This window comes from Pseudomonas sp. JV414, from assembly GCF_032424305.1.
GTDB lineage: Bacteria > Pseudomonadota > Gammaproteobacteria > Pseudomonadales > Pseudomonadaceae > Aquipseudomonas > Aquipseudomonas lini.
The window spans coordinates 50,038-75,232 of the sequence record NZ_VYKC01000001.1; the positions used below are offsets into that span (position 1 = coordinate 50,038).

Below are 25,195 nucleotides of genomic sequence, written 5' to 3' on the forward strand. Positions count from 1 at the left end.
TTCATTGGGGGGTGGCGGATGCTGTTTGCATCAGCTGTTCAACCTTGATGAACGACTCTTCCCTGGATTGCAGGATGGCCATGGCTTCTGGCCGGGTTTCAAACAGCGGTCCATCGACGATAGAGGCGAGCTTGAGTAAATGATCACCTTCGTAGATGTTGTTTTTGAGCAAAAGGTCCAGGTTCTCGGTAATTTCATTGATGCGATCGTCGCCCGGTTCACCGAACGCTACATATTGCTCATCGACCCAATACAACCATCCCAGTCGCGCTTGAATCTTTGCTGTGTTGTCGGGAAGGTTGTAAGCCGGGCCATCGCCACGCCACTTCAGTTCCGATGTAGCCGTCCATGACAGCCACGCACCGCGCTCTTTTCCGAAGTGGCTGGGGGCAGGGCTGTACACCGCTTGCCAAGGACCGAACAATTGAATGGCCGCGTCACCAGCGGTGTAGGCCAGCGCAGCCCAGAGGCTGGGTTTGTGGTAGCTCAACAGACTTTGGCCACCGGAACCGTCATTGGCTCGCAGTAACCAGCGCGCGTGCGCGAGGGCCTGATTGGCATCTTCTGCGACCAGCGCAATACCCGAGTAGTTTTCTTCGCACAGACGCGTGGCTTCGCTTGCCAATCGGCTACCCCAAGGCGTCGTGAGCCAGAGCGGACCTTCGTCAGCGATTTCGGCAAAGTCAGTACTGCTGAACAAGGCCTGAGCATTCATCGGTTCGCCGATGCGATAGAGACGAGACATCGCCTCGGGCTGGCGTCCGCGATCGATGATGAAACACAGGACCTGACTGGACTGTTCCCTGGGTAGCGACTCGAATCCATAACGAGGTGCGGCCAGCAGGGAATTCATGGTGTTTACATGCATGTGCAATCCTTACGGCTGCAAGCGCCGTTGCTCTGTTTGCCGCACAACGGCGTGATACCCGACTCGTTGAGACGGCTGGGGAGAGGGGCCTTGCCCGCTGTATCCGCATCCGCCACCTTCATCGGCCCCGGTAACAACGGCGCAGCAGGCGTACCCGCACCCGGCCCACCCCCGGAATTCACCTTCACCTCAGCCCCACTGATCGTCACGCCACCCGCATCAATCTTCACAAAACTCCCGCCAGCCTTGGCCGTCAGCTCCATGCCACCCTCAACCACCACCTTCTCCCCGGCGTGGTAGTGAATCTCTTGCCCGGCCTCGACAAACTGCGCCGTCCCCACCTTCACATGCTGGGTCACGCCGACAGTGAGGTGATCATCCGCCCGCGCTTCGGTCTTGCGATCCAGATGGGTAACGCGGTGTTCTTCCACCTTGAACTCGCTGAACACGTTGGCTTCGACCGTGTCATGCCGTTCATTGCCGACACGAATTTTCTGATCGTGCTCGATGTTTTCATCCCAGTCGCGCTGGGCGTGCAGGTAGATCTGTTCCGCGCCTTTCTTGTCTTCGATGCGAAACTCGTTGTAGCCCTTGCCGCCCGGTGAACTGAGGGTTTTGAAGGTGCTGCGGGTTTTGTTCGCCGGCAGGTCGTAGGGGACGACGTTTTCCTTGTGGTAAAGGCAGCCGGTGATCAGCGGTTGGTCGGGGTCACCTTCGAGGAAGGTGACGAGCACTTCCATGCCGACTCGCGGGATGGCGATGCCGCCGTAGGCGTTGCCGGCCCAGCCGGTGGCGACGCGCAGCCAGCAGCTGGTTTTGTCATCGGACTGACCGTCGCGGTCCCAGAAAAACTGCACCTTGACCCGGCCATATTCGTCGCAGTGGATTTCTTCGCCCGGCGGGCCGGTGACGATGGCGGTCTGGCTGCCCAGCACTTTCGGTTTCGGGTGTTCCAGGGCAGGGCGGTAATGCGCGGCCCACGGGGTGGCGAGGAAACGGTTGCGGTAGCCCTGGTGGAAGTCATCCTTGTTATGGGTGACGTCGCTGGTGATGTTTTCGCCGAGCACTTGTGGCTGTTTGCCTTCGTGGACGATTTCCAGCAGCAGCCAGAGGTCGTTCCATTCGGCGCGCGGGTGTTCGCTGAGGGCCATGAAGTGGCCGCTGACCAGGGTCGGTTCGTCGCCTTTGCCTTCGGCCAGTTGGTAGTCGCTGCGATGACGCTCGAGGGCGCGGGTCGCCAGTTGCTTGCCGCGCGCGCGGTCGGTGAAACGGCCAGGATAGTCGTAGTCTTCGAGGTCCGGGGCGAACTCGGTCTTGGCCGCACTTTCAGGCAGCAGTCGCGGTTTCTCGAAGTCGTAGTCGCGGCGGCTGACGCGGGTAGTGCGGGTTTCCAGACGCAGGTTGAAGCGCTTGATCACCGGTTTCTTGGCGGCCATGCCGGAGTCTTGCTGGTAGCTCACCGGCGCGAGTTTGCGGAACACCGTCTGGTCATCGCCGAACACCAGTTTGTGGCCGCTGGTCGAGTGCTGGAAGTGGAAGTGAATGCCTTCCTCTTCGCACAGGCGCTGGATGAAGTGCAGGTCGGATTCGTCGTACTGCACGCAGTACACGCGCTCGGGGTAGATCGCGCCGAGCTGGAAGCTGTAGGCGTCGGCCAGAATGCCCCGCGCTTCGAGCACCTGGGCGATGATCTTCGGCACGCTTAACTGCTGGAAAATCTGCTGGTCATGGTTGTGCCGCAGGTAGGCGAGTTGCGGCACCAGGCTGATGCTGTAGCGGGTCAGGCTTTTGCCGGAATCGCCTTGCTCGATGCGGTACACCAGACCATGGATCTTGCCTTGGCCGGTGGCGCCGAAGGTCAGGCAACCGGGCTTGTGCAGCAACTCTTCGAGTTTCAGGTCGGGGCGGGCGCTGACCAGTTCGATGTCGAAACAGAAAGGCTGGTTGAGGGCTTCGCGGCCGACGAAGCTGAGGACCTGCAGGTCGACGGAAACGCCTTCGAGCGAGAGGGATATATGGGTTGCGTTTGCGTCCAGCATGCCTTGAGTTCCGTCCTTTGAAAAAGCAGGCGCGGATGGTGCAGCATTAAAGTGCCATGTTCAAGGCGCAAATGCCGTAGGTGCAGGGGGGCGAAGTATAGGGAAAACCCCTAGTTACAGGGTTTCGGCCAATGAATATGGGCTTGTGCAACTGACTGCACCCTCATTGAAAGCCGCAGGCTCTTGTAGGAGCTGCCGCAGGCTGCGATCTTTGGCGACGGTGAGTCCGACGAAAATCAAGATCAAAAGATCGCAGCCTGCGGCAGCTCCTACGGGTGCCGTGTCAGGTCGGGACTGTCAGGTGAGTTGATGCCGATACGGCAAATCCGGCCCGGTCTTGCTGCAGGTCAGGGCAGCGGCGCTGACGGCGAACCTGAGCATGGCATCGATCTGCTCCTTCCTCAGCTGTTGCAGACCCTCGACCGAATCCAGTTGCTGCTCGGTCAGCCAGGTAATCAACGCTGCCTGAAACGTATCGCCAGCCCCCACGGTGTCGGCGATCTTCACCGAACTGGCCGGTACCGACCACGAACCGTGGGCACGGCTGAACACCGTCGCGCCTTCGCCGCCTCGGGTCAGGAACACCAACTGACAGCGATGCTCCAGCCAGCCTTCGATGACGCGCTGAGGGTCCTGCTCGGGGTACAACAGGCTCAAGTCTTCGTCGCTGACCTTGATCAGGTCGGCAAGCTCCACCAGCGTGGCAATCCGCGAACGCCACAACTCGATGTTCGGCTCGGGATTCAGGCGCACGTTCGGGTCGAGGCTGATCAGGCGTTTGCCGCTTTCCCGTTGCACCAGCGCCAGCAAGGTATCGGCAATCGGTTGCACCACCAGCGAGAACGAGCCGACGTGCAAACCACGCACTTCAGGCCCCAACTCTGGCAGATGCGCCAGGCTCAACTGCCGATCAGCGCAGCCTTCGCCACGGAAGCTGTAGTGAGGTGAGCCATTGGCACCGACCGCGACCATCGCCAACGTGGTCGGCGCGGCAAAGTCTACGAGGTAGTCCGGGCGCACACCTTCAGCCTGCAGCACTTGCTGCAAACGTCGGCCGAGGTAATCGGTCGACAGCCCGCCAAACAGCGCGGCGTCCACGCCCAAGCGGCGCAAACCCACCGCCACGTTGAACGGCGAGCCGCCGGCAATCGCCTTGAAATTCACTTTGGATGCCAGACCGCTGGCATCGTCTTCGCTGAAGAAATCGAACAGCGCTTCGCCACACACCAAATACATAATTGTTCACTCTTTAAAGGGTTGCGACATGCTGTTGATAGCGTTCGTAGGCCTGCTGACAGGCCGCCACATTTGCTGCAATCGGTAAGGTTTCACTGGCCAGATCGAGCTTCACACAGCGCTCACAAAGGACCGCCAGGCTGTCTTCGTGACCGTTTGCCCATGACTTGCACCACGCCGCCTGAATCGCTGCGCCGAGGGCCGCGGCTTCACTTTGTTCGGTACAAATCACTGGCGTATTCATGATGTCAGCGACGATCTGTCGCCACACCGGGCTTTTCGAGCCGCCGCCGATCAGGCAGATGCTGCGGCTTTGTAAGCCATTCTGGCGCAGCAAGTCCAGCCCATAACGCAAACCGAAGGTGGTGCCTTCCACCACGGCGCGGCACAGGTTGGCCCGGGTCAGATTGGTCATGGTCAGCCCTAGCAGGCTGCCGCTGGCATGGGGCAGGGCGGGGACGCGTTCGCCATTGAGGAACGGCAGCATGCACATGCCGTCGGCACCGATCGGTGCTTGCGCGACCAAGGCGTTGAACGCCTCGATATCCAATTCGAACAACTCGCGAATCGCGCCGGTCGCGTTGGTCAGATTCATGGTGCAGATCAACGGCAACCAGCCGCCGCTGGAGGAGCAGAACGTCGCGACCGAGGCATCGGGGCTGACGTTCGCTTGCTCGGCATAGGCGTAAACCGTTCCCGAGGAACCGAGGCTCATGGTGATCGCGCCGGGCTTTATATTACCGGTGCCGATCGCGCCCATCATGTTGTCGCCGCCGCCGCTGGAGACCAGCGCCTTGGGGTTGATGCCGAGGTGTTCGGCGATACCCGGCAGGATCGTGCCGACCGGCTGATGGGCATCGATCAGCTCCGGGAGGGCGGCTTGCAGGCGCCCGGTGGGGTCGATGTCGCGCAGCAGTTGCAAGTCCCACTGGCGGGTTCGCACGTTGAAATAACCGGTGCCCGAGGCATCGCCGTACTCGCTGCAACTACGGCCGGTGAGCCAGTAGTTGAGGTAGTCATGGGGCAGCAGGATGCGGGCGATTCGGGCGAACACTTCCGGATGTTGTTCTTTAGTCCAGAGCAGTTTGGACACGGTGTAACCCGGCGCGATGACGATGCCGAGGCGTTCCAGGGAGCCTTTTTCGCCCCCCAGATGGGCGAGCAAGCGGTCGTTCTCCGGCGTGGACTCGGTGTCGCACCAGAGCTTGGCCGGGCGCAGCACTTGGCCGCGATCGTCGAGCAGCACCAGGCCATGTTGCTGGCCGGAAACACCGATGCCGAGGATCGTCCGACCGTCTACATTCGCTGCGAGCAAGGCGCGGTGGGTGGCCAGGGTAAATGCTTCCAGCCATTGGGCAGTGTCTTGTTCGCGACGGCCGTTGGCACCGCTGATCAGGCTATGGGCGGCGGCGCCCTGACCGAGGACCTGGCCGCTGCGCGCATCGAGGATGACGGCTTTGGTGCCTTGGGTGCCGCAGTCGATGCCGAGGAATAATTGTTGGTTTGCCATGGAAACACCCTACCGAAGATCGTTCCCACGCTCTGCGTGGGAATGCCTCAATGGACGCTCTGCGTCCGCTTCTGAATGGGACGCGGAGCGTCCCGGGCTGCATTCCCACGCAGAGCGTGGGAACGATCAGGCGGCGAGCACTCTTTCGAGGGTTCGGGTCACCCCAACCTCCCGCAAGCTGTTACAGCACCACTCGAACGCTGCCACAAACTCGGCTGAACGCGGAATCGCCGTCCCGAAAATCTCCTCAGCTTCCAACAATCGTTGAGTGATCAACACATCATCGGCCACCAGCGCCTGACAGAACGCCGCCCGCGGATCAGGAATTGCATAGGTCTGGCCATTCTCATCCACGCCTTTGAGATACAGCGCCCATGCCGCGACCACCAGTGCTGCACGCTTGGTCTCGCGGCCATCGGCAATCAAGCGATTGATCGTCGGCACGGTGAACTTCGGAAACTTCGACGAGCCATCCGAACACACCCGCTCCAGCTGATCGGCAATCGCCTGGTTGGAGAAGCGCGCCACCAGGGTGTTTTTGTACTCGGTCAGGTCGATCCCGGGCACCGGCGCCAGTTGCGGCGTTACGTCCAGGTCCATGTAGGTGCGCATGTAGCGCACGAACAGCGGGTCGTTCATGGTTTCGTGAACGAAGCGGTAACCCTTCAAAAAGCCCAGATAGGTCAGGGCCAGATGGCTGCCATTGAGCAGTTTGATCTTCATCTCTTCGTAAGGCGTGACGTCGTCGGTGAACTGCACGCCGACCTTTTCCCAGGCCGGGCGACCGTTGACGAATTTGTCTTCCAGCACCCACTGCACAAACGGTTCGCAGACCACCGGCCAAGCGTCGTCGATGCTGTGTTTATCGTGCAGTTGCAGACGATGCTCGGTGCTGGTCATCGGCGTGATGCGGTCGACCATCGCGTTAGGGAAGCTGACATGGCGCTCGATCCAGTCGCGCAGATCGGCATCGCGCAGGGCGGCGAATGCCAGCAGGGCTTTACGGGTCACGGCGCCGTTGTGCGGCAGGTTATCGCAAGACATCAGCGTGAACGCGGGCGTACCGGCTGCACGACGTTTGGCCAAAGCGGCGCAGAGGAAACCGAACACGGTTTTCGGTGCGTTCGGGTGAGCCAGGTCATGCTGGATCTGCGGCAGGTGCGCCATGAACTCGCCGTTGCTGTCATCGATGCAATAGCCGCCTTCGGTGATGGTCAGCGAGACGATGCGGATGTCTGGATCGGCGAGTTTGTCGATCAGCGCCTCGGCGCTGTCTTCGGCCAGCAGCATGTCGCGGATGGCGCCGATGACCCGGACTTCGGCGTCATCGGCGTCGCCGAGTTCGAACAGGGTAAACAGATAATCCTGCTCTTTGAGATCGTCCCGGGCACGGCGGTCTTCGGCGCGCAGGCCGACCCCGCAAATGGCCCAGTCCAGTGCTTCGCCGGTATTCATCAAGGCGTCGGTGTAATACGCCTGATGCGCGCGGTGGAAACCGCCGACGCCAATGTGCGCGATGCCTTGGCGGGTATCGCTCAGGCTGTAGGCGGGCAGGGCCACCTCGGGGGCGAGGCGGTTGAGGTTCTGTTCATTCAGTTTCATCGCATGCTCTCGAATTAGGCTGCGGCGCGCAGTGGACGGGTCAGCGCCACGCCGTCGGCATCGAATAAATGGCAGTGTTCAGCGTCCAGGTGCAGGCTCAGGGTTTCACCATAACGGCTGGCCAGATCGCCGCGAACGCGCATGGTCAGCGCTTCGCCGGAAGACGTCAGGACGTGGCAGAAGGTGTCGCTGCCCAAGCGTTCGCTGACATCGGCAGTGACTTGCAGGGTGCAGTCGCCGGGTTGCGCCAGTTCAAGATGTTCCGGACGAATGCCCAAGGTCACCGCACCGCCGACACTCAGATTCGCCCCGCTCAGGGGCAAGGTGATGCGGGTGCCGGCGTCCAGCAGCACTTCGCAGCTTTGGCCGTTAACGCGGGTGACTTTGCCCTTGAGGAAGCCCATTTTCGGCGTGCCGAGGAAGCCTGCGACAAACAGGTTGGCCGGCTGGTGATACAGGTCCAGTGGCGAACCGACTTGTTCGATCTTGCCGCCATTGAGGACGACAACTTTGTCGGCCATGGTCATGGCTTCGACCTGGTCGTGGGTCACGTAGATCATCGTGGCTTGCAGTTCTTTGTGCAGGCGCAACAGTTCCAGGCGCATCTGCACCCGCAGGGCGGCGTCGAGGTTGGACAGTGGTTCGTCGAACAGGAAGATTTTCGGGTTGCGCACGATCGCCCGGCCGATCGCCACGCGTTGACGCTGACCGCCAGACAGTTGCTTGGGCTTGCGCTCCAGCATCGGCCCGAGTTCAAGGATGCGCGCCGCTTCGCCGACTTTCTTCTCGACTTCGGCTTTCGCTACACCGGCCAGGTCGAGAGCGAACGACATGTTTTTGCGCACGCTCATGTGCGGGTACAAGGCGTAAGTCTGGAACACCATCGCCAGGTCCCGCTTGGCCGGGCTGACTTCGGTAATGTCGCGGCCATCCAGTTCGATGGTGCCGCCGCTGACTTCTTCAAGGCCGGCGATCAGCCGCAGCAGGGTGGATTTGCCGCAGCCCGATGGGCCGACGAACACCACGAATTCCTTGTCATTCACTTCGAGGTCGATGCCCTTGATGATGGAAAAACCTTCGAAGCCTTTTTGCAGATTTTTGATTTTCAGGTTGGCCATGATGATGGGCCTCCGTTTGTTGTTATTCAATGGAGCCGGGCGAGCTTTTCTGTAGGAGCCAGGCTTGCCGGCGAAGGCGTCCGGAAGATCGCCTTCGCCGGCAAGCCTGGCTCCTACAGGGATCGTGTTGGGGCGGCGATCTTCATTTCACGGCACCGAACGACAGACCGCGGACCAATTGTTTCTGGCTGATCCAGCCGAAGATCAGAATCGGCGCACAGGCCAGGGTCGACACTGCCGACAACTTGGCCCAGAACAGACCTTCGGGGCTTGAGTACGAGGCGATCAACGCGGTCAGTGGCGCGGCTTGCGACGAGGTCAGATTCAGCGACCAGAACGCTTCGTTCCAGCACAGGATCAGCGACAGCAACACCGTGGAAGCCAGGCCGCCCTTGGCGATCGGCAGCAGTACCCGGACCATTTCCTGCCACAGCGTCGCGCCATCCAGGCGTGCGGCTTCGAGGATGTCTTTGGGGATGTCTTTGAAGTAGGTGTAAATCATCCAGACCACGATCGGCAGGTTGATCAGCGTGTAAATCACGATCAGCGCGATTCGCGTGTCCAGCAGACCGAAACTCTTGGCCAGCAGGTAGATCGGCATCAGCACGCCCACCGGCGGCAGCATTTTGGTGGAGAGCATCCACAGCAGCGTGCCTTTGGTGCGCTGGGTTTCGTAGAACGCCATCGAGTAGGCCGCCGGCACCGCGATCAGCAGGCACAGGGCCGTGGCGCTAAAGGAAATTACCACCGAGTTCCAGGCGAAGCTGAAGTAGTCGCTGCGCTCGTTGATGTGCAGGTAGTTCTCCAGCGTCGGCATGAAGATGAACTGCGGCGGCGTGGCGAACGCGTCGATTTCGGTTTTGAAACTGGTCAGCACCATCCAGAAGATCGGGAAGAAAATCAGGATCGCGATGGCCCAGGCCAGAGTGCCGAGCAGCAGACTTTGCAGACGGCGGGATTGTTGAAGAGTCATGGCGCAGGCCTCAGGCTTTATCTGTCAGGTTTTTGCCGATCATTCGCACCAGCACGATGGCCGCGACGTTGGCAATCAACACCGCGATCAAACCACCGGCGGACGCCATGCCGACGTCGAACTGCACCAGCGCCTGGTTGTAGATCAGGTAGGCGAGGTTGGTCGAGGCGTAACCGGGGCCACCGTTGGTGGTGGTGAAGATTTCGGCGAACACCGACAGCAGGAAGATGGTTTCAATCATCACCACCACCGCAATAGGCCGCGCCAGGTGCGGCAGGGTCAGGTGCCAGAAGATCGCGATGGGGCCGGCACCGTCCAGGCGTGCGGCTTCTTTCTGTTCCTGATCGAGGGACTGCATGGCGGTCATCAGGATCAGGATCGCGAAGGGCAGCCACTGCCACGAGACAATGATGATGATCGACAGCAGCGGGTAGTGCGCGAGCCAGTCCACCGGCTGCGCGCCGAACAGTTTCCAGATGTAGGCGAGAATCCCCGAGACCGGGTGAAAGATCAGGTTTTTCCAGATCAGCGCACCGACGGTGGGCATGATGAAGAACGGCGAGATCAACATCACCCGCACGATGCCGCGACCGAGAAACTCACTGGCCTCCAGCAACGCGCTGATCAACACGCCGAACACCACGCTGATCAGCAGCACGCTGCCCACCAGTAACAGGGTGTTGGTGGCGCCAGGCAGGAAGCCCGAGTCGCTCAGAAAGTAGCTGAAGTTCTCCAGCCCCACGAACTGGTTTTCACCGGGGTAGAGCAGGTTGTAGCGAATCATTGAAAAGTAAACGGTCATGCCCAGCGGCACGATCATCCATAGCAACAGCAATGCTACCGAGGGGCTGACCAGAAACCAGCCGGGATTGGTCAACCGGCTTTTGCGCACCGGTTGGGGGATGTCCATGTGAGCTTTGACAGTTGAAATATTCATGGCGATAGAACCGATTGGGAACAGGCAAATGAAGATCAAATGTGGGAACGGGCTTGTGTGGTGAGGGGGCTTGCCCCCGTTCGGCTGCGAAGCAGTCGCAAAGCCTTGGGGCGGCTTCGCGACCCAACGGGGGCAAGCCCCCTCGCCACACAAGCCCGCTCCCACATGGGTTGCGTGGTTATTTGGGATAACCGGCGCGCTTCATCTCTCGTTCGGTGGTTGACTGGGCGGCGGTCAGGGCCTGGTCGACCGTGGTCTGGCCGATCAGCGCTGCCGAAAACAGCTTGCCGACCTGGGTGCCCACGGCCTGGAATTCAGGAATGGTCACCAACTGGATGCCGATGTAGGGCACGGGCTTTGCGCTTGGCTTGCTCGGGTCCGCGGCCTTCAGCGATTCCAGCGTCACCTTGGCGAACGGCGCGGCATTCATGTAAGCATCGGTGTAGGTCGAGGCGCGAGTGCCTGGCGGCACGTTGGCAATGCCGTCTTTTTCCGCGACCAGAGCACCGTATTCCTTGGAGGTGGCCCAGGTGCTGAACGTTTTCGCCGCGTCCTTGGCTTTGGAACTGGTCGGGACGGCCAGTGCCCAGGAATACATCCAGGCCGAACCTTTGTCGGTGGTTTCATGCGGTGCGTAGGTGAAGCCGACGTGATCGCTGACCTTGCTTTGGGTCTTGTCGGTGACGAACGAGCCGGCCACGCTGGCATCGACCCAGATTGCGCATTTACCGCTGTTGAACAGCGCCAGGTTCTCGTTGAAACCGTTGCTCGACGCACCCGGCGGGCCGGATTTCTTCATGGTGTCGACGTAGAAATTCAGCGCGTTCTTCCACTCGGGGCCGATGAATTCCGGTTTCCACTGCTCATCGAACCAGCGTGCGCCGTAAGCATTGGCGACAGTGGTGATCAGCGCCATGTTCTCGCCCCAGCCAGCCTTGCCGCGCAGGCAGATACCGTACTGTTCTTTGTCTTTATGGGTGAGTTTGCCAGCAAATTCGCTGATCTGAGTCCAGGTCGGGCGTTCGGGCATGGTCAGCCCGGCATCCTTGAACAGGTCGGTGCGGTAATAGGTGATGGAGCTTTCAGCGTAGAACGGCAGGGCATAGAGCGTGCCCTTGACCGAAAGGCCTTCACGTACCGAAGGGAACACGTCGTCGAGGGCGTAGCTGGCCGGCAAGTCTTTCATCGGTTCCAGCCAACCCTTGGCACCCCAGAGCGCGGCTTCGTACATGCCGATGGTCAACACATCGAACTGCCCGCCCTGTGTGGCGATGTCGGTGGTCAGGCGTTGGCGCAGGACGTTTTCTTCAAGCACCACCCAATTGAGCTTGATGTCCGGATGCTCGGCCTCGAAGGTTTTCGAGAGCTTTTGCATGCGGATCATGTCGCTGTTGTTGACGGTGGCAATGGTCAGGGTCTGGGCGCCGAGGCTGACGCTACTGAGGGTCATGCAGGTGAGAGCAAGCAGAGCTTTTACAGAAGGTTGCATCGTGCACTCCTTTTCTGCACCCGGCGGGTTACAGAAGGACAGTTATTGTTTTTGTGTCTTCCGAGGCAGGAAGAATGTGCACTGATTACAGCCTTCAATCGATGGACTGACAAATCATCCATCGCACTGTGACCGATACTTTTTTGCACTGGGGTTCAATGCGGGAAGCGCAGAGGACGGTGTTTTAGCAGTTAATCCCGATTGAATCCGTACAGGTTTATACGGCCGAAATCAAAAGATCGCAGCCTTCGGCAGCTCCTACAGGGATCGCGTGATTCTGTAGGAGCTGCCGAAGGCTGCGATCTTTTGATCCTGCTTTTAACCGTGGTTTTGCTCAGTCAAACGTTGCACCGCCAACCGCCGGTAGTGCGACGGCGTCATGCCCTTGAGCTGTTGGAAACGTCGGTTGAAGTTGGAAATATTATTGAAGCCTGACTCGAAACACACATCGGTCACCGTTTTATCGCCATCGGCCAGCAGTTCGCAAGATTTGCTGATGCGCAGGCGATTGACGAACTCGATAAAGCAGCGCCCGGTGGCTTGTTTGAACACTCGGCTGAAGTAGGTTGGCGTCAGCCCCAAGTGCTCGGCGACTTCTTCCAGCGGCAGGTCCCGGGCGTAATGGGCAAAGATGTAATCCACCGCCCGGTTGGTACGGTCGATATTGTGTTCATCGGCCAGTTGCGGCGTCGTGGCACCGGACAGCAACTGATAGTCATCGGACGCCGCCAGCAACTCCAGCAGAATGAAAAAGTACCCGAGCCGGGTCATGCCTTGGGTGTCGGCAATGCGCTGCATCAAGGTCATGGCCTGGCGGATCGTGCGCTTGCAGCGAAACTCGATGCCGTACTGCGCGCGCTCCAGCAAGGGTGCAAGCGTCTTGAGCTCGGCGAAAACCTGATGGCCGCTTTCAAACAGTTCGTCAGTGAAATTGACCAGCATGTCGCGCTTGGGCACCACTTCGTCTTCGGCCACCTGGCTGATCCAGTTGTGGGGCAGGTTGGGGCCGGTCAGGAACAGCGTTTCCGGGTAGAAATTACCGATGTAGTCACCGATGAACACCTTGCCGGAGCTGGCGACGATCAGGTGCAGTTCGTATTCCTTGTGGAAATGCCAGCGCACCAAAGGGCAGGGGAAGCCGTGTTGACGATAGATGATGGACAACCCGTTATGGTCGTCCATCAATTCGTAGGAAGGATCGGTAACTCTGGCTGGTCGGCTCATGTCAGGACACTTTTATTGTTATCGCCCGTTGATCATGCCTCTTTCCAGGCTCACTGTGCCAGCCTGCGACGCTGATCGTTCAGGGCCGTTCATGCAACGAACGGCCATACACGGCTTTCATGCTGGAGGCGCTCCAGCAGTAACGGACAATCTCGCACTCGTCGAAAAAGTCGATGTTAATGATGCTGCAACGGGTTACCCAGTCGCGCGTTGTACTGAACCAGTCATTGATTTGGCTTTTTATGTGCTGCGGGCCGCCCAATAGCGAATAGGTGGTCGCCGACAGCGACCAGAGAAATGTTTCGTAAGGCGCATCTTCAAGGGTCGTAGCGATATGGCTACGCAGCTCGCTGGTATCAGTGAATGTCTGGTCGAGCCACTTGTGCGGTATGCGCGGCCAGAAGTATTGGCTGTCCAGCCCCGACGCACCTTGGGCTGCCATGACGATGCGGCGCAGTGAACTGGTGCGCTTGAGTTCACCCACGGTTTTCAACGCGTCGCTGTGCGGGATGATTCGCAGCCCAAGGCGACGCACCAGCACATCGTTGAATTTTCGATAGGCGAAGGGTTTTCCCGCTATTCCAAGTTGATGAAAGTCCAGAACGATGAATTCATCCGGATTTCGATCCAGGAAGTTCGATACCGCATCGACCAGTTCATCGAGGATCCGATGGGATTGAAACCCATTGTGATGAAAGTAAAACACCGGCTCTACAGGGCCGAATGTGTAGCCGAGTCGTAGATCGAAAGCTCGCGCGCCATTGGCCAGTTGCCAGGCAAATGAATCGTTCTGGCAGATTGTCCAGTTGCCGACCACCACTTCATAGTTGGGCGCTTTTTTGTCCATGCCGGCATTGTGCGTACCGGGCCAGACAATGTCGGTCAGCTTCAATAGATCAATATCCAGAACATTGCCCATCCACCGCTGTTTATCAAGTGTTCCTATTGCACTGTGAGTCATGGTTCATCCTTGTGCGTTGACTTCGCCCCGTCCGTAGGGCGAAGTGGTTCGTGAACCAGAGGCGGCGAAGGGCCGCTTCTGGATTGTCAGGCTGTCATAAAGACAAGTTCATAAACCAGCATAGGAGTGCTTGGCAATATTGCCAGCGATAGAAATATCTCCTCAAATATAGCTAACTGATGGCGCGGTTGCGTGAGGGGTTATTTGATTCGATTGCTCGCTTTTTTAAGATTTACGGTTCGGCAATAAGAAACTATCTTCGTTTCTTCAAAGAAGTCGACGTTGATAATGTTGCACTTTTCCGCCCAGTCGGATTTTGCCGGATCAAACCATGAGTCAAGTTGAGCATGAATGTCTACGGGGCCGCCGAGAGCGCCGTAGCTGGTTGCGGAAAGCGACCACGGCGCCCATTTGCCTGGAGGGCTTTTCAGTACTTCGATGATGTGTTTTTCCAGTTCATCGACATTTGTATCACCGATGCCACTCCATTTGTGCTCGATTTTGCTGCAAAACCAGGTTCGATCAAGCGCCATGTCCCATGGGGCAGCGACCAATACTCTCTGATCACGACTGATTTTTTTGAGATCGCCAAGGGGCAGATGCATATTTCCAGCGGGAATAATCCTGTTGCCCAAATACCCTAGGAACAGGGTATTGAAGAGGCTGTAGTCAAACGGCTGCTTTCCGTTCTTAAGTTCGTGAAAGTCAAGAATCACAAACTCGTCGGGATTGTCTCGAAGGAAGAGATTTATATCGGCGATGAGAATTTGCAAATTGCGGGAAGAGCGGTAGCCGTTGTGCTGAAATCGGAACTTACCAAACGCTGTGGCCTCGAAGTCGAAATCCAGTCGAACATCGAGCGCACGTGCACCGTTGTTCAGTTGGGCATAAAACGAGTCATGCTGGCACGCCAGCCAATGGGCGCCGGGAATTATCGGGTAGGACGCTTTCCAGTCGCAGCCCGCGTTATGGGTGCCCGGCAGAGTCAGTTCACAGAGCGATAAAGTGTCAATGGTCGGTGTGGCGGCCATCCAGTTATTGAGTGCGTAGTTTTCTAAAGTGCTATTGCTCATTAAATGCATCCTTGCATCGATTGATAGAAAAGCCGCCCTTTAATGTTGATGTATTTGAGGGGGCGGCTTGTTCGTATTTATATCGATGAAAGTGTAATTATCCAATCGCGGGATTAATGCAAGGTATGTGTTTTGACAGTGTTGGATTTCTGTTTGTTAGTTGCGGTAAAAGTTGGAGGCCTGGTTATTGATTTCGGTTCTTGGCCTCGATCCACTGCGCCATGTACTGAGTGCTTTTGTGATGGTGATGGCGCAACATGCTACCGGTAAAGTTATCCCGTCTAAGTTGTGCCAGGTGTTGCTGGCAATACAACAACTTCTCGATCAGAGCGGGGCCATGTATCGACGGCTGATAGCGATCGGCCAACAGCGTCTGCCCATTGGATTGGGCGCTCATCCAGAGGTCTTTGTCTTTATAAAGACGAACCGCGCAATCGGCGAACTCACGCGCGGTTCGGGTCACGGCGCCCGGCCACGGCTGTTCGCGGTGCATCGCTTCTGCGCCAATCGGGGTGGTGACATTGGGTGTGCCGCACAGCATGGCGTCGACGATCTTGCCTTTGATACCCGCACCGAAGCGTAACGGCGCCAGGCACACCCGGGCCGCGGACATGACTTGCAAGGCATCTTCTGCCCAGTTCATCACATGAAACCCTTGGGCCGCATTGTGCAGGGCGGTGGCTTTGGGCGGCGTATAGGCGCCATAGATATGCAGTTGCGCCTCTGGCAACTGCGCACGGATCAGCGGCCAGATCGTGGTTTTCATCCAGAGCACGGCGTCCCAGTTGGGCGCGTGGCGGAAGTTACCGATACTGAGGAAATGCGCACGGTCTTCAAAGGCTGGCGGCGGCGCACTCGGCGGATCGACCATCAGCGGACACCAGTGCAGCAAATTGCGCGGCAGTTTGAACTGCTCGACCAGCAATTCAATCTCCACTTCGGAGATCATCAGATTCAAGTCGCAGCGATACAGCGCAGCGATCTCCCGTTTTGCCAGATCGGTATCGGCCATGAGCTCGAACTCTTCCTGCAATGCCGGGGCGAACAACTCACTGAAATCATCGGCGTCGTCGCTGGCCTTCAAGCGCTCCTTGAGTCGCTGATGCCGGGCATGTCGCAGGCTTTGCAGATCGGAGGTCTCCAGCACGCGCAAGGCGTCGGGGCAGTGTTTCTCTACTCGCCAGCCGAACTGTTCCTCCATCATGAACTGGTCGAACAGCACGATATCCGGTGCAAGTTCACTGACAAAGGTGTCGAAACTGCTGTTATTCAACTCGATCGGCACTTCGCGAATGCCCAACGCGGTCAGGTCCGCACGGTGTTCACCGGTGCCGGCCGGGCTGCTGAAGGTAATGTCCCAGCCCTGCTGCAGGAACGTATCGAGAATTTGCATGACATGCCCACTGGCCGCAGAAGAGCGGGGCTCGGGCCAGACGTAACCAATCACCAGGACTTTGGTTGCGCGGGGCTGACTCATTGACGGGTATTCCTTGAAGCGGGTAGAGAGTGGAGAGAATCGTGGCGCGAGAAAAGTCAGGCCTGGACGAGTATGTCTTTGACCTTGTCCCGCAACTGATCAATGGAAAACGGCTTGCCAATGAGATGCATGCCGTCAGGCACCTCGATACTTTCGGCATAGCCGCTGGCGAACAGAATCGGCAATTCGGGACGCAGCATTCGCGCCTGCTTCGCCAATTCCCGACCGTCCATGACCGGCAACCCCACATCCGTCATCATCAAGTCGATGTACTGGTCTTCATCGTTGATGAATTCCAGCGCCATTTCACAACCATCCGCCGCAAGCACCTTGAATTCGAGCTCCTCCAGCACATCGACGATCAGCGTGCGCACGATGGCATCGTCTTCGACGACTAGAATGGTGGAGGTGTCAGCGGACATAGTAGGGCTCTCAAAGGTTGAATTCGCGGTTGCCGGACGATCGAAACCGCCGGGTTCTTGCATGAGTCAGTGACGAATCACGGCAAGCTCCCGACGCGCTACAAAAACAATAGCCGCACAAGAGCCGCAGAGAATAACCGCTCCTTTGTCCCAGAGCAGCTAAATGCAGGTTTTTGCCGCAAAACATGTCAGAAAAATGGATGAGCCCGACCGTTTTGGGGCAGACTCGATGGTTTTCAACAGTACGACAAGGCTTCCCCATGACCTCTGCGTCCTCGGTTGATGAGCAACGATTCCGTAAACTCCTGAGCCGCAACGTCAGCCTGCCATTGGGGGTTGGCGTCATCAGCGCGGTGTTCTTCGTTTCGCTGATCACCTACTTGTTGTCGGTGATCCAGTGGGTCCAGCACACCGACCGGGTGATCAATAATGCCAATGAGGCGATAAAGCTGACCGTCGATCTGGAAACCGGCATGCGCGGGTTCCTGCTCAGCGGCGATGAACATTTCCTTGATCCCTACGAGACAGCCAAGCCGAGAATCGCCGTCGCTCTCACTACCTTGCTCGAATTGACCGCCGACAATCCGGTCCAGACTGATCGTCTGCGCCGGCTCCAGGCCTTGCAGACAGAATGGGCCCATTACGCGCAATCGATGATCGATTTGCAGCGCGCCAGCGGTGACTACCGTGGCGCCGTCAAGGCTGGACGCGGCAAGCGTCTGACCGATGAGATCCGCAAGCAATTCGAAGATGTGATCGATCTGGAACAGCAGTTGCGCGCCACTCGCAACGAGGAAGTGCGCCAAACCACGATTTGGAGCATCGCCCTTTATCTGCTGTTCGTGGCCGGTATCAGCGGGTTGCTGGCCTACATTGGCCGTCGGGACTTGCTCAAACTGTCCCAAAGCTATAGCGCCAACCTCGCGGGGCAACAGGCCAGTGCCCGGCGCCTTGAACAGCAAGCCTGGTTACGCAATGGCCAGACCGAACTGGCCGAGCAAGTCTTGGGGCAGCTATCCCTCAATCTGTTGGGGCGCAACACTCTGCAGTTCTGCGCGCAATATCTGGGCACCGCCGTCGCGGCCATCTATGTCCGTGAGGACCATGGTGGCCTGAAGCGCATCGCGTCTTACGGTTTCTCCCGGGAGCAGGAAGCGCTTGAGCAGCAGATCTACAGTGGCGAAGGGATTGTCGGCCAGGTGGCGCAACAGGCGCGCTTGATCCGTCTCGACGACGTCCCGAGTGATTACTTCAAAATCAGCTCCGGTCTTGGCGAAGGCCTGCCGCATAGCGTGCTGGTGGTGCCGACCAGTGACGACGATCGGGTCAACGGCGTGATCGAACTGGGCTTCTTGCGCCCCTTGGCCGACCGCGACATCGAACTGCTCGAGCTGATTGCCGGCAACATCGGCACCTCTATCGAGGCCGCTCGTTATCGCCAGCGCTTGCAGGAAGTGCTGGCCGAAGCCCAGCAACTCAACGAAGAGCTGCAAGTTCAGCAAGAAGAACTCAAGACCGCCAACGAAGAGTTGGAAGAGCAGTCGCGGATTCTCAAGGAATCCCAGGGCCACCTGGAAACCCAGCAGGTAGCGCTGGAGCAAACCAACGAACAACTCGCCGAGCAGGGGCAGATCCTGGCCGCGCAACGCGATGCCATGGACCTGAAGAACACCGAACTGAATCTGGCTCAAGTTGAGCTCGAAGCGCGCGCCGAAGAATTGCAGCGCTCAAGCAAGTACAAGTCCGAGTTCCTCGCCAACATGTCCCACGAGCTGCGCACGCCGCTGAACAGTTCGTTGATTCTGGCCAAACTGCTGGCGGAAAACCCGCAGGAAAACCTCAGCGCCGAGCAGGTCAAGTTCGCCGACTCGATTTATTCCGCCGGCAATGACTTGCTTAACCTGATCAACGACATTCTCGATATTTCCAAGGTCGAGGCCGGCAAGCTTGAGGTGCGTCCGGAGAACACCAATGTTGCGCGTCTGGTGGAAGGCCTGCGAGGCATGTTCCAGCCGATGGCTGCGGACAAAAAACTGGATTTTCAGGTGCAGTTGCAGGCCGATGCACCGCTGATGCTGTTCACTGACCGTCAGCGACTGGAGCAAGTGATCAAGAACCTGCTGTCCAACGCGGTGAAGTTCACCGAAAAGGGCACGGTCAACCTGAGCGTCGCTGCTCAGCCAGACAATGGCATCGCCTTTATCGTCCGCGATTCCGGTATCGGTATTGCGCCGGATCAGCAGGAGAGCATTTTCGAAGCCTTCCGTCAGGCCGATGGCACCACCAATCGTCGTTACGGCGGCACCGGCCTGGGCTTGTCGATTTCTCGTGATCTGGCCACCTTGTTGGGCGGCTCGATCAGTGTGACCAGTACGCCTGGGCAAGGCAGTGTGTTCACCCTGGTGTTGCCGCAGCAGTACGTCGAACCGGGCGATGCGCCTGTCGAGACCATGAAAGCCACGCCGGTTGTCATGCCGAAAAGCGCCATGGTTGCTGCGCCAATGCCGCTGATTGCCGCCGTCGATATTCCGCGTTTCGACGATGATCGCAACAAGGCGCCATTCGCCACTCGCTGCATTCTGGTGGTGGAAGATGAGCCGAATTTTGCGCACATCCTCTACGACCTGGCCCATGAACTGGGTTATCAGTGCCTGGTAGCCCACGGCGCCGACGAAGGCTACGACCTGGCCAGGCAGTTCATCCCCGATGCGATTCTGTTGGACATGCGCCTGCCGGATCATTCCGGGCTGACGGTATTGCAGCGTTTGAAAGAGCATGCCGAAACCCGGCACATCCCGGTGCACGTGATTTCGGTCGAAGACCGCGTCGAAGCCGCCATGCACATGGGCGCCATCGGTTATGCGGTCAAGCCCACCACGCGTGAGGAACTCAAGGCCGTGTTTGCCCGCCTCGAAGCCAAACTGACGCAGAAGGTCAAACGTGTATTGCTGGTCGAAGACGACGATGTGCAACGCGACAGCATTGCCCGACTGATCGGCGACGAGGACATCGAAATCACCGCCGTCGGCTTGGCGCAGGACGCACTCGACTTGCTGCGCAGCACGATTTTCGACTGCATGATTATCGACCTGAAGCTGCCGGACATGCTCGGCAACGACTTGCTCAAGCGCATGTCCACCGAGGATATCTGCTCGTTCCCGCCGGTGATCGTCTATACCGGACGTAATCTGACTCGGGACGAAGAGGCCGAGCTGCGCAAGTATTCGCGCTCGATCATCATCAAAGGCGCACGCTCGCCCGAGCGGTTGCTGGACGAAGTGACGCTCTTTCTGCACAAAGTCGAATCCCGTTTGTCCCATGAGCGCCAGGCGATGCTCAAGACCGCCCGCAGCCGCGACAAGGTTTTCGAGGGCCGTAAAGTGCTGCTGGTGGACGACGATGTACGCAACATCTTCGCCCTCACCAGCGCGCTGGAGCAAAAAGGCGCAATCGTGGTCATTGGTCGCAACGGCCGTGAAGCGATCGGGAAATTGAATGAAGTCGAGGACATTGACCTGGTGCTGATGGACGTGATGATGCCGCAGATGGATGGTTTCGAAGCCACCCTCGAAATCCGCAAGGACCCGCGCTGGCGCAAGTTGCCGATCATTGCGGTGACGGCCAAGGCCATGAAGGACGATCAGGAGCGCTGCTTGCACGCCGGCGCCAACGACTACCTGGCCAAGCCCATCGACCTGGATCGCCTGTTTTCGTTGATCCGTGTGTGGCTACCCAAGATGGAACGCATTTAGTGGAACGCAATGCCGACGTCGAATTGCGCCTGTTGATTGAGGCGATCTACCTCAAGTACAGCTACGATTTTCGCGATTACTCGGTCGCGTCGATCAAGCGCCGGGTCAATCACGCGTTGAGTCAGTTCGAGTGCAGTACCATCTCGGCGCTGCAAGAGAAGGTTCTGCACGATCCGACCGCGTTCATGCAACTGCTGCAATTGCTGACGATTCCGGTCAGTGAAATGTTCCGCGATCCTTCGCATTTCCTGGCGCTACGTCGGGAAGTGGTGCCCCTGCTCAAGACTTATCCGTCGATCAAGGTCTGGATCGCTGGTTGCAGCACCGGCGAAGAGGTCTATTCGATGGCGATTCTGCTGCGCGAAGAAGGGCTGCTGGATCGCACCATTCTCTATGCCACCGACATCAACCCGCGCTCGCTGGATAAAGCCAGGCAGGGGATTTTTTCACTGGAGAATGTTCGGGCCTACACTCACAACTACCAGCAGGCTGGTGGTCAGCGTTCATTCGCCGACTACTACACGGCGGCCTATGGCTACGCCATTTTCGACAAGAGCCTGTGCGACAACGTGACTTTCGCCGATCACAGCCTGGCCACCGACAGCGTGTTCTCGGAAACTCAATTGATTTCGTGCCGTAATGTGTTGATTTATTTCAATAAAAAACTACAGGGTCGTGCATTTGGCTTGTTTCACGAATCCCTGTGTCATCGGGGCTTTCTGGCACTGGGCAGTAAGGAAACCCTGGATTTTTCGGCCTATGGCAATCAGTTTGAAGCATTGGTCAAATCAGAACGGATATATCGCAAATCATGAATAGGGCAGTGCTGGATACTCATCGGCTGGATCTTCACGGCATCGGCCGCCTGCTTGTCGAGCTGCAAGGAGTCGCATGTTAAGTACCGTCCAGGCCAAACTGCTGATCGTCGACGATCTGCCGGAGAACCTTCTGGCGCTCGAAGCATTGATCAGGCGTGAAGATCGTATCGTCTACAAGGCCCTGTCCGCCGACGAAGCCCTGTCGCTGTTGTTGCAGCATGAATTCGCCTTGGCCATTCTCGATGTGCAGATGCCCGGCATGAACGGCTTCGAGCTGGCAGAGTTGATGCGCGGCACGGAAAAAACCAAAAACATCCCGATTGTGTTCGTCAGTGCCGCCGGCCGCGAGCTTAATTACGCGTTCAAGGGCTACGAAAGCGGTGCGGTAGACTTCCTGCACAAGCCGCTGGATGTTCACGCGGTCAAGAGCAAGGTCAATGTCTTCGTCGACCTGTATCGCCAGAGCAAAGCGATGAAGCATCAGGTCGAAGCCTTGGAGCAAAGTCGCCGGGAGCAAGAGGCGCTGCTCAAGCAGTTGCAGAACACCCAGAATGAGCTGGAGCAAGCGGTGCGCATGCGTGATGACTTCATGTCCATCGTGGCGCACGAAGTCCGTACGCCGCTCAACGGCCTGATTCTCGAAACCCAGTTGCGCAAAATGCACCTGGCTCGGGATAACGCCGCGGCCTTCACCCTGGACAAGATGCACGCCATGGTCGACCGCGATGAGCGGCAGATCAAAAGCCTGATTCGCCTGATCGAAGACATGCTCGATGTGTCGCGGATCCGTACTGGCAAGCTGTCGATTCGCCCCAGTCGGTTTGACCTGGTGCAACTGGTGAACAACCTTCTGCAAAACTTTGCACCACAGGTCGAGGCTGCGGAGTCGTCGGTTACCTTGACGGCCGAGCAGCCCGTGGTGGGCAATTGGGACGAGTTCCGTATTGAACAGGTGATTTCCAACCTGTTGACCAATGCGCTGCGTTATGGCGCCAAGAGCCAGATCGACGTACGCGTGTACAATCAGCACGGGCAAGCGTGGGTTGAGGTTCAGGATTGCGGTATCGGGATCAGTGAAGAGAATCAGCAGCGCATTTTTCAGCAGTTCGAACGGGTCAGCGCCAAGGCCGTCGTAGCGGGGCTGGGCCTGGGGCTGTTTATTTCGGAGCAGATTGTCGCCGCCCATGGTGGCTCCATCACCGTCGAGAGCCGGATTGGCGAAGGCGCCTTGTTTCGCGTTTGTCTGCCGCTGCAGGAAAACAGCCCGATAAACGCAACCTCTGAGTGACCGCACGGTCGTATCAGCAGCTATTGACCGAACAAAGGCTATCCATGAGTGAAGATGCACAAGATGTGGTACTGATCGTCGAGGATGACCCTTCGATCTTGATGGTGCTGTCTGCTTATTTGTCGGGCGAGGGTTACCGGGTGCTGCAAGCCGAAAACGGCGAGCAGGCCTTTGAAATTCTGGCGAGCAAACCGCATCTGGACATGATGATCACCGACTTCCGCTTGCCGGGGGGAATCTCTGGCGTGCAGATCGCCGAACCCGCCGTGAAGCTGCGACCGGAACTCAAGGTCATCTTCATCAGCGGCTATCCGCAGGAAATTCGCGAGACCGACAGCCCGATCACCCGCAAAGCGCCGATCCTGGCCAAGCCGTTCGATCTGGATGTGTTGCAACAGATCATGCAGGACATGTTGTCCTGATCGTACCTCTGTGTCAGGGAACGATTTGATCAGCCGGATAGTAGGCGAACAGCGCCTCTTCGCTGGGAGAGGCGGGTAGTACCATTTGCACGATCGGAACCACCATCCCCCCACTTTTATTGTAGAAGTCCCTCTGGTCATGTTGTGCACCGGCCAACCCGCCCGGGGTGTAGAGATAGAAGAACGCCTGGATGGGCAATTCTCGAGGGATATTCTGCGACCAAGTCGCCAGGATCAGTTCGTTTTGTTGAGGGAACCAACTTGCGCCGAGCATGTTCCTCGTGCGTATGGATTGGTAAAAGGAGTCGGCCGCCAGGTGGTTCATGCTGTCGCGCACATCAAAACTGCATTGATAAGCCGGGGCATTCGACGGAGCAGGGGCGCGTTGCCAATGTGCCATCCATTGTTCGGCCGTCGAGATGCCCAAAGTTTGGCAACGCCGGCTTTCCAAAGGGTAGTAGGGGTGCCCCCCGCACCCCGGCTTGTCTCGAAGCTGACTCCAGCCGTCGATGGGGTAGCTGCACAGTACCTCGATCTGCCGAATGCCAGGCGGGGTAGCAAGAACCGGATAGAAAATAAACCCGTTGATCTGGCCGAACACCAGATCCCTGAATTTCGAATCCTTGCGCAGAAACGAGAACGACACACCGCCACTCTGTTGTGAATGCGGGCTGGGATTCCAGCTTGAGTATTGCGTGGATGGCACCGTCGAGCGCAGCACGATGCCTGAGCACAGAAACGCCGGCATCGTGGCCTGGCCGCAGTCGACACGGGTGTCTTGATAGCGTCTGGTCAGTTCACCCGCAACCATCGCGCCATTGGCCGTAGCGCCGCGGGTTGGCGAAGCGCCTCCTGTTCCTCTTTGTTCCTCGCGAACCTGACAGCCGGCCAAAACAACCATCAGCACCAGTGCGAAGATATTTCTCATTGGCTGCTCATCCCTTGAAGTTGACCTGCACACAATGTGTGGCGTTCTGATCATTATTTGACCTGGTCCGCCGCGCTGTAGATGAACTGCGCGTCTTCCGAAGCGGTACGTGGCAAGGTGATCTTGATAATGGGCATCACCCGACCTCCGGTCTTGTTGAAGAAGTCCCGCTGGTCGTGCTGCGCTCCGGCCAGGCCGCCGTCGAGGTAGAAGAACGCTTGGATGGGGAGTTCGTTGGGAATATTTTGTGGCCAAGTTTTCAAGATCAGCTCGATGTAGGCATGTTGTTGGGCAAAGAAATTGCCTAACCGATGTGCTCGAATGGTTTGGTAGAAAGAGTCCGCCCCCAAATGGTTCATTGAATCGCGAACGTCGAAGCTGCACATGTCCAAACTAGAGATGCGGTTTGTGAGCCATTGTTCGGCGGTCGTCACACCGATGGTCTGGCAGCGTCGGCTACGGTCGGGAGAATAGGGGTGCGCACCGCAGCCGGGCGCCAGCCTCAGTTGGGTTGCACCATCCACTGGGTATGAGCACAGCACTTCGATTTGCCGCGTACCCGCCGGTTTTGCCAGCACCGGGTAGAAGATGAAGCCGTTTTTTTGCCCGAACACCAGGCCAGTGAATTTGGCATCTTTGCTCAAATACGAAAAAGATACCCCACCGCTGGTTTGCGAGTGAGGGCTGGGGTTCCAACTGGAGTAGTCGTTCGACGCCACCGTAGACCTCATCGTCACGCCCCGGCAGAGGAAGGCCGGCATTGAGGGTTTGCCGCAATCGGGGCGTGTGTCGTTGTATTGCGTGGTCAGATTGGCTGCGACAGCTGCACCACTTATCGCCGTGCTGTTGGCTGTGCTGGCGATACCGGACTCAGCTTGCACCGCCATGGGTGCCTGTTCCGTTGGGGCCGGTTGTTGTTGTTGTTGTTGTTGTTGTTGTTGTTGTTGTTCGCGAACCTGACAGCCCGTCAAAACAACCATCAACATTAATGCGATGACTTCCTTCATTGCCTGTCCATCCCTTGAATGTGATCTGCACACAATGCGTGGTGTTCTGAT

The 25,195-nt window shown here is 58.0% G+C and carries 20 protein-coding genes; 4 read left to right on the top strand and 16 right to left on the bottom strand.

All coding sequences use genetic code 11. The annotated features are described in order from the left end of the window. Position 1 precedes the first annotated feature (1 nt). The 14 genes from F6R97_RS00265 to F6R97_RS00330 form a co-directional block, all read right to left on the bottom strand. Positions 2 to 868: a DUF4123 domain-containing protein gene (locus F6R97_RS00265; protein WP_038983407.1), complete on the bottom strand. Its 867-nt coding sequence runs from the start codon at positions 866 to 868 to the stop codon at positions 2 to 4. After that, a complete protein-coding gene (locus F6R97_RS00270) occupies positions 859 to 2,907 on the bottom strand; it encodes a type VI secretion system tip protein VgrG (RefSeq protein WP_315865796.1) in 2,049 nt (682 codons plus the stop codon). The genes F6R97_RS00265 and F6R97_RS00270 overlap by 10 nt, the downstream gene beginning before the upstream one ends. A 297-nt stretch (positions 2,908 to 3,204) precedes the next feature. Further along, a complete protein-coding gene (locus tag F6R97_RS00275; RefSeq protein WP_038983403.1) occupies positions 3,205 to 4,143 on the bottom strand; it encodes a carbohydrate kinase family protein in 939 nt (312 codons plus the stop codon). Between the two features lie 13 nt (positions 4,144 to 4,156). Then, a complete protein-coding gene (xylB, locus tag F6R97_RS00280) occupies positions 4,157 to 5,653 on the bottom strand; it encodes a xylulokinase (protein WP_048393528.1) in 1,497 nt (498 codons plus the stop codon). Between the two features lie 126 nt (positions 5,654 to 5,779). Next, positions 5,780 to 7,255, bottom strand: coding sequence for a mannitol dehydrogenase family protein (locus tag F6R97_RS00285; protein ID WP_315865797.1), 1,476 nt, complete (start codon positions 7,253 to 7,255; stop codon positions 5,780 to 5,782). A 14-nt stretch (positions 7,256 to 7,269) separates the two neighbouring features. After that, the gene (locus F6R97_RS00290) at positions 7,270 to 8,373 is read right to left on the bottom strand and encodes an ABC transporter ATP-binding protein (RefSeq protein ID WP_030130272.1); all 1,104 of its coding nucleotides are present in this window, start codon (positions 8,371 to 8,373) and stop codon (positions 7,270 to 7,272) included. Positions 8,374 to 8,515: 142 nt separating this feature from the next. After that, on the bottom strand, positions 8,516 to 9,346 hold the full coding sequence (locus F6R97_RS00295) for a carbohydrate ABC transporter permease (protein ID WP_038983399.1): 831 nt from the start codon (positions 9,344 to 9,346) through the stop codon (positions 8,516 to 8,518). A 10-nt stretch (positions 9,347 to 9,356) separates the two neighbouring features. Continuing rightward, positions 9,357 to 10,256 carry a carbohydrate ABC transporter permease gene (locus F6R97_RS00300; RefSeq protein WP_223569648.1) on the bottom strand — a complete coding sequence of 300 codons (900 nt, stop codon included), beginning with the start codon at positions 10,254 to 10,256 and terminating at the stop codon, positions 9,357 to 9,359. Between the two features lie 205 nt (positions 10,257 to 10,461). Continuing rightward, a complete protein-coding gene (locus F6R97_RS00305; RefSeq protein WP_048393523.1) occupies positions 10,462 to 11,772 on the bottom strand; it encodes an ABC transporter substrate-binding protein in 1,311 nt (436 codons plus the stop codon). 318 nt (positions 11,773 to 12,090) lie between these two features. Beyond that, positions 12,091 to 12,996 (bottom strand): AraC family transcriptional regulator, encoded by a 906-nt coding sequence (locus tag F6R97_RS00310; protein WP_038983396.1) that lies wholly within the window; start codon positions 12,994 to 12,996, stop codon positions 12,091 to 12,093. A gap of 79 nt (positions 12,997 to 13,075) precedes the next feature. Continuing rightward, entirely contained in the window at positions 13,076 to 13,957 is an 882-nt protein-coding gene (locus tag F6R97_RS00315; RefSeq protein ID WP_315865798.1) for a phospholipase, read from the bottom strand. A 200-nt stretch (positions 13,958 to 14,157) separates the two neighbouring features. Then, positions 14,158 to 15,030: a phospholipase gene (locus tag F6R97_RS00320; protein ID WP_315865799.1), complete on the bottom strand. Its 873-nt coding sequence runs from the start codon at positions 15,028 to 15,030 to the stop codon at positions 14,158 to 14,160. Positions 15,031 to 15,214: 184 nt separating this feature from the next. Further along, a complete protein-coding gene (locus tag F6R97_RS00325) occupies positions 15,215 to 16,507 on the bottom strand; it encodes a glycosyltransferase (RefSeq protein ID WP_315865800.1) in 1,293 nt (430 codons plus the stop codon). Positions 16,508 to 16,563: 56 nt separating this feature from the next. Continuing rightward, complete coding sequence (locus F6R97_RS00330) at positions 16,564 to 16,929, bottom strand: response regulator (protein ID WP_315865801.1); 366 nt, start codon at positions 16,927 to 16,929, stop codon at positions 16,564 to 16,566. Between the two features lie 260 nt (positions 16,930 to 17,189). Between F6R97_RS00330 and F6R97_RS00335 the strand changes: the two genes are divergently transcribed. From F6R97_RS00335 to F6R97_RS00350, 4 genes are all read left to right on the top strand, one after another. After that, entirely contained in the window at positions 17,190 to 20,681 is a 3,492-nt protein-coding gene (locus F6R97_RS00335; RefSeq protein ID WP_315865802.1) for a response regulator, read from the top strand. Next, the gene (locus tag F6R97_RS00340) at positions 20,681 to 21,496 is read left to right on the top strand and encodes a CheR family methyltransferase (RefSeq protein ID WP_038983390.1); all 816 of its coding nucleotides are present in this window, start codon (positions 20,681 to 20,683) and stop codon (positions 21,494 to 21,496) included. The genes F6R97_RS00335 and F6R97_RS00340 overlap by 1 nt, the downstream gene beginning before the upstream one ends. A gap of 76 nt (positions 21,497 to 21,572) precedes the next feature. Beyond that, complete coding sequence (locus F6R97_RS00345) at positions 21,573 to 22,787, top strand: hybrid sensor histidine kinase/response regulator (RefSeq protein ID WP_315865803.1); 1,215 nt, start codon at positions 21,573 to 21,575, stop codon at positions 22,785 to 22,787. Positions 22,788 to 22,831: 44 nt separating this feature from the next. Further along, complete coding sequence (locus F6R97_RS00350) at positions 22,832 to 23,209, top strand: response regulator (RefSeq protein WP_038983388.1); 378 nt, start codon at positions 22,832 to 22,834, stop codon at positions 23,207 to 23,209. Between the two features lie 13 nt (positions 23,210 to 23,222). Here the strand turns inward: F6R97_RS00350 and F6R97_RS00355 are convergent, their stop codons facing one another. Beyond that, positions 23,223 to 24,137: a hypothetical protein gene (locus tag F6R97_RS00355; protein WP_038983387.1), complete on the bottom strand. Its 915-nt coding sequence runs from the start codon at positions 24,135 to 24,137 to the stop codon at positions 23,223 to 23,225. Positions 24,138 to 24,190: 53 nt separating this feature from the next. Further along, positions 24,191 to 25,144 carry a halovibrin HvnA gene (locus tag F6R97_RS00360; protein WP_315865804.1) on the bottom strand — a complete coding sequence of 318 codons (954 nt, stop codon included), beginning with the start codon at positions 25,142 to 25,144 and terminating at the stop codon, positions 24,191 to 24,193. Positions 25,145 to 25,195 lie beyond the last annotated feature (51 nt).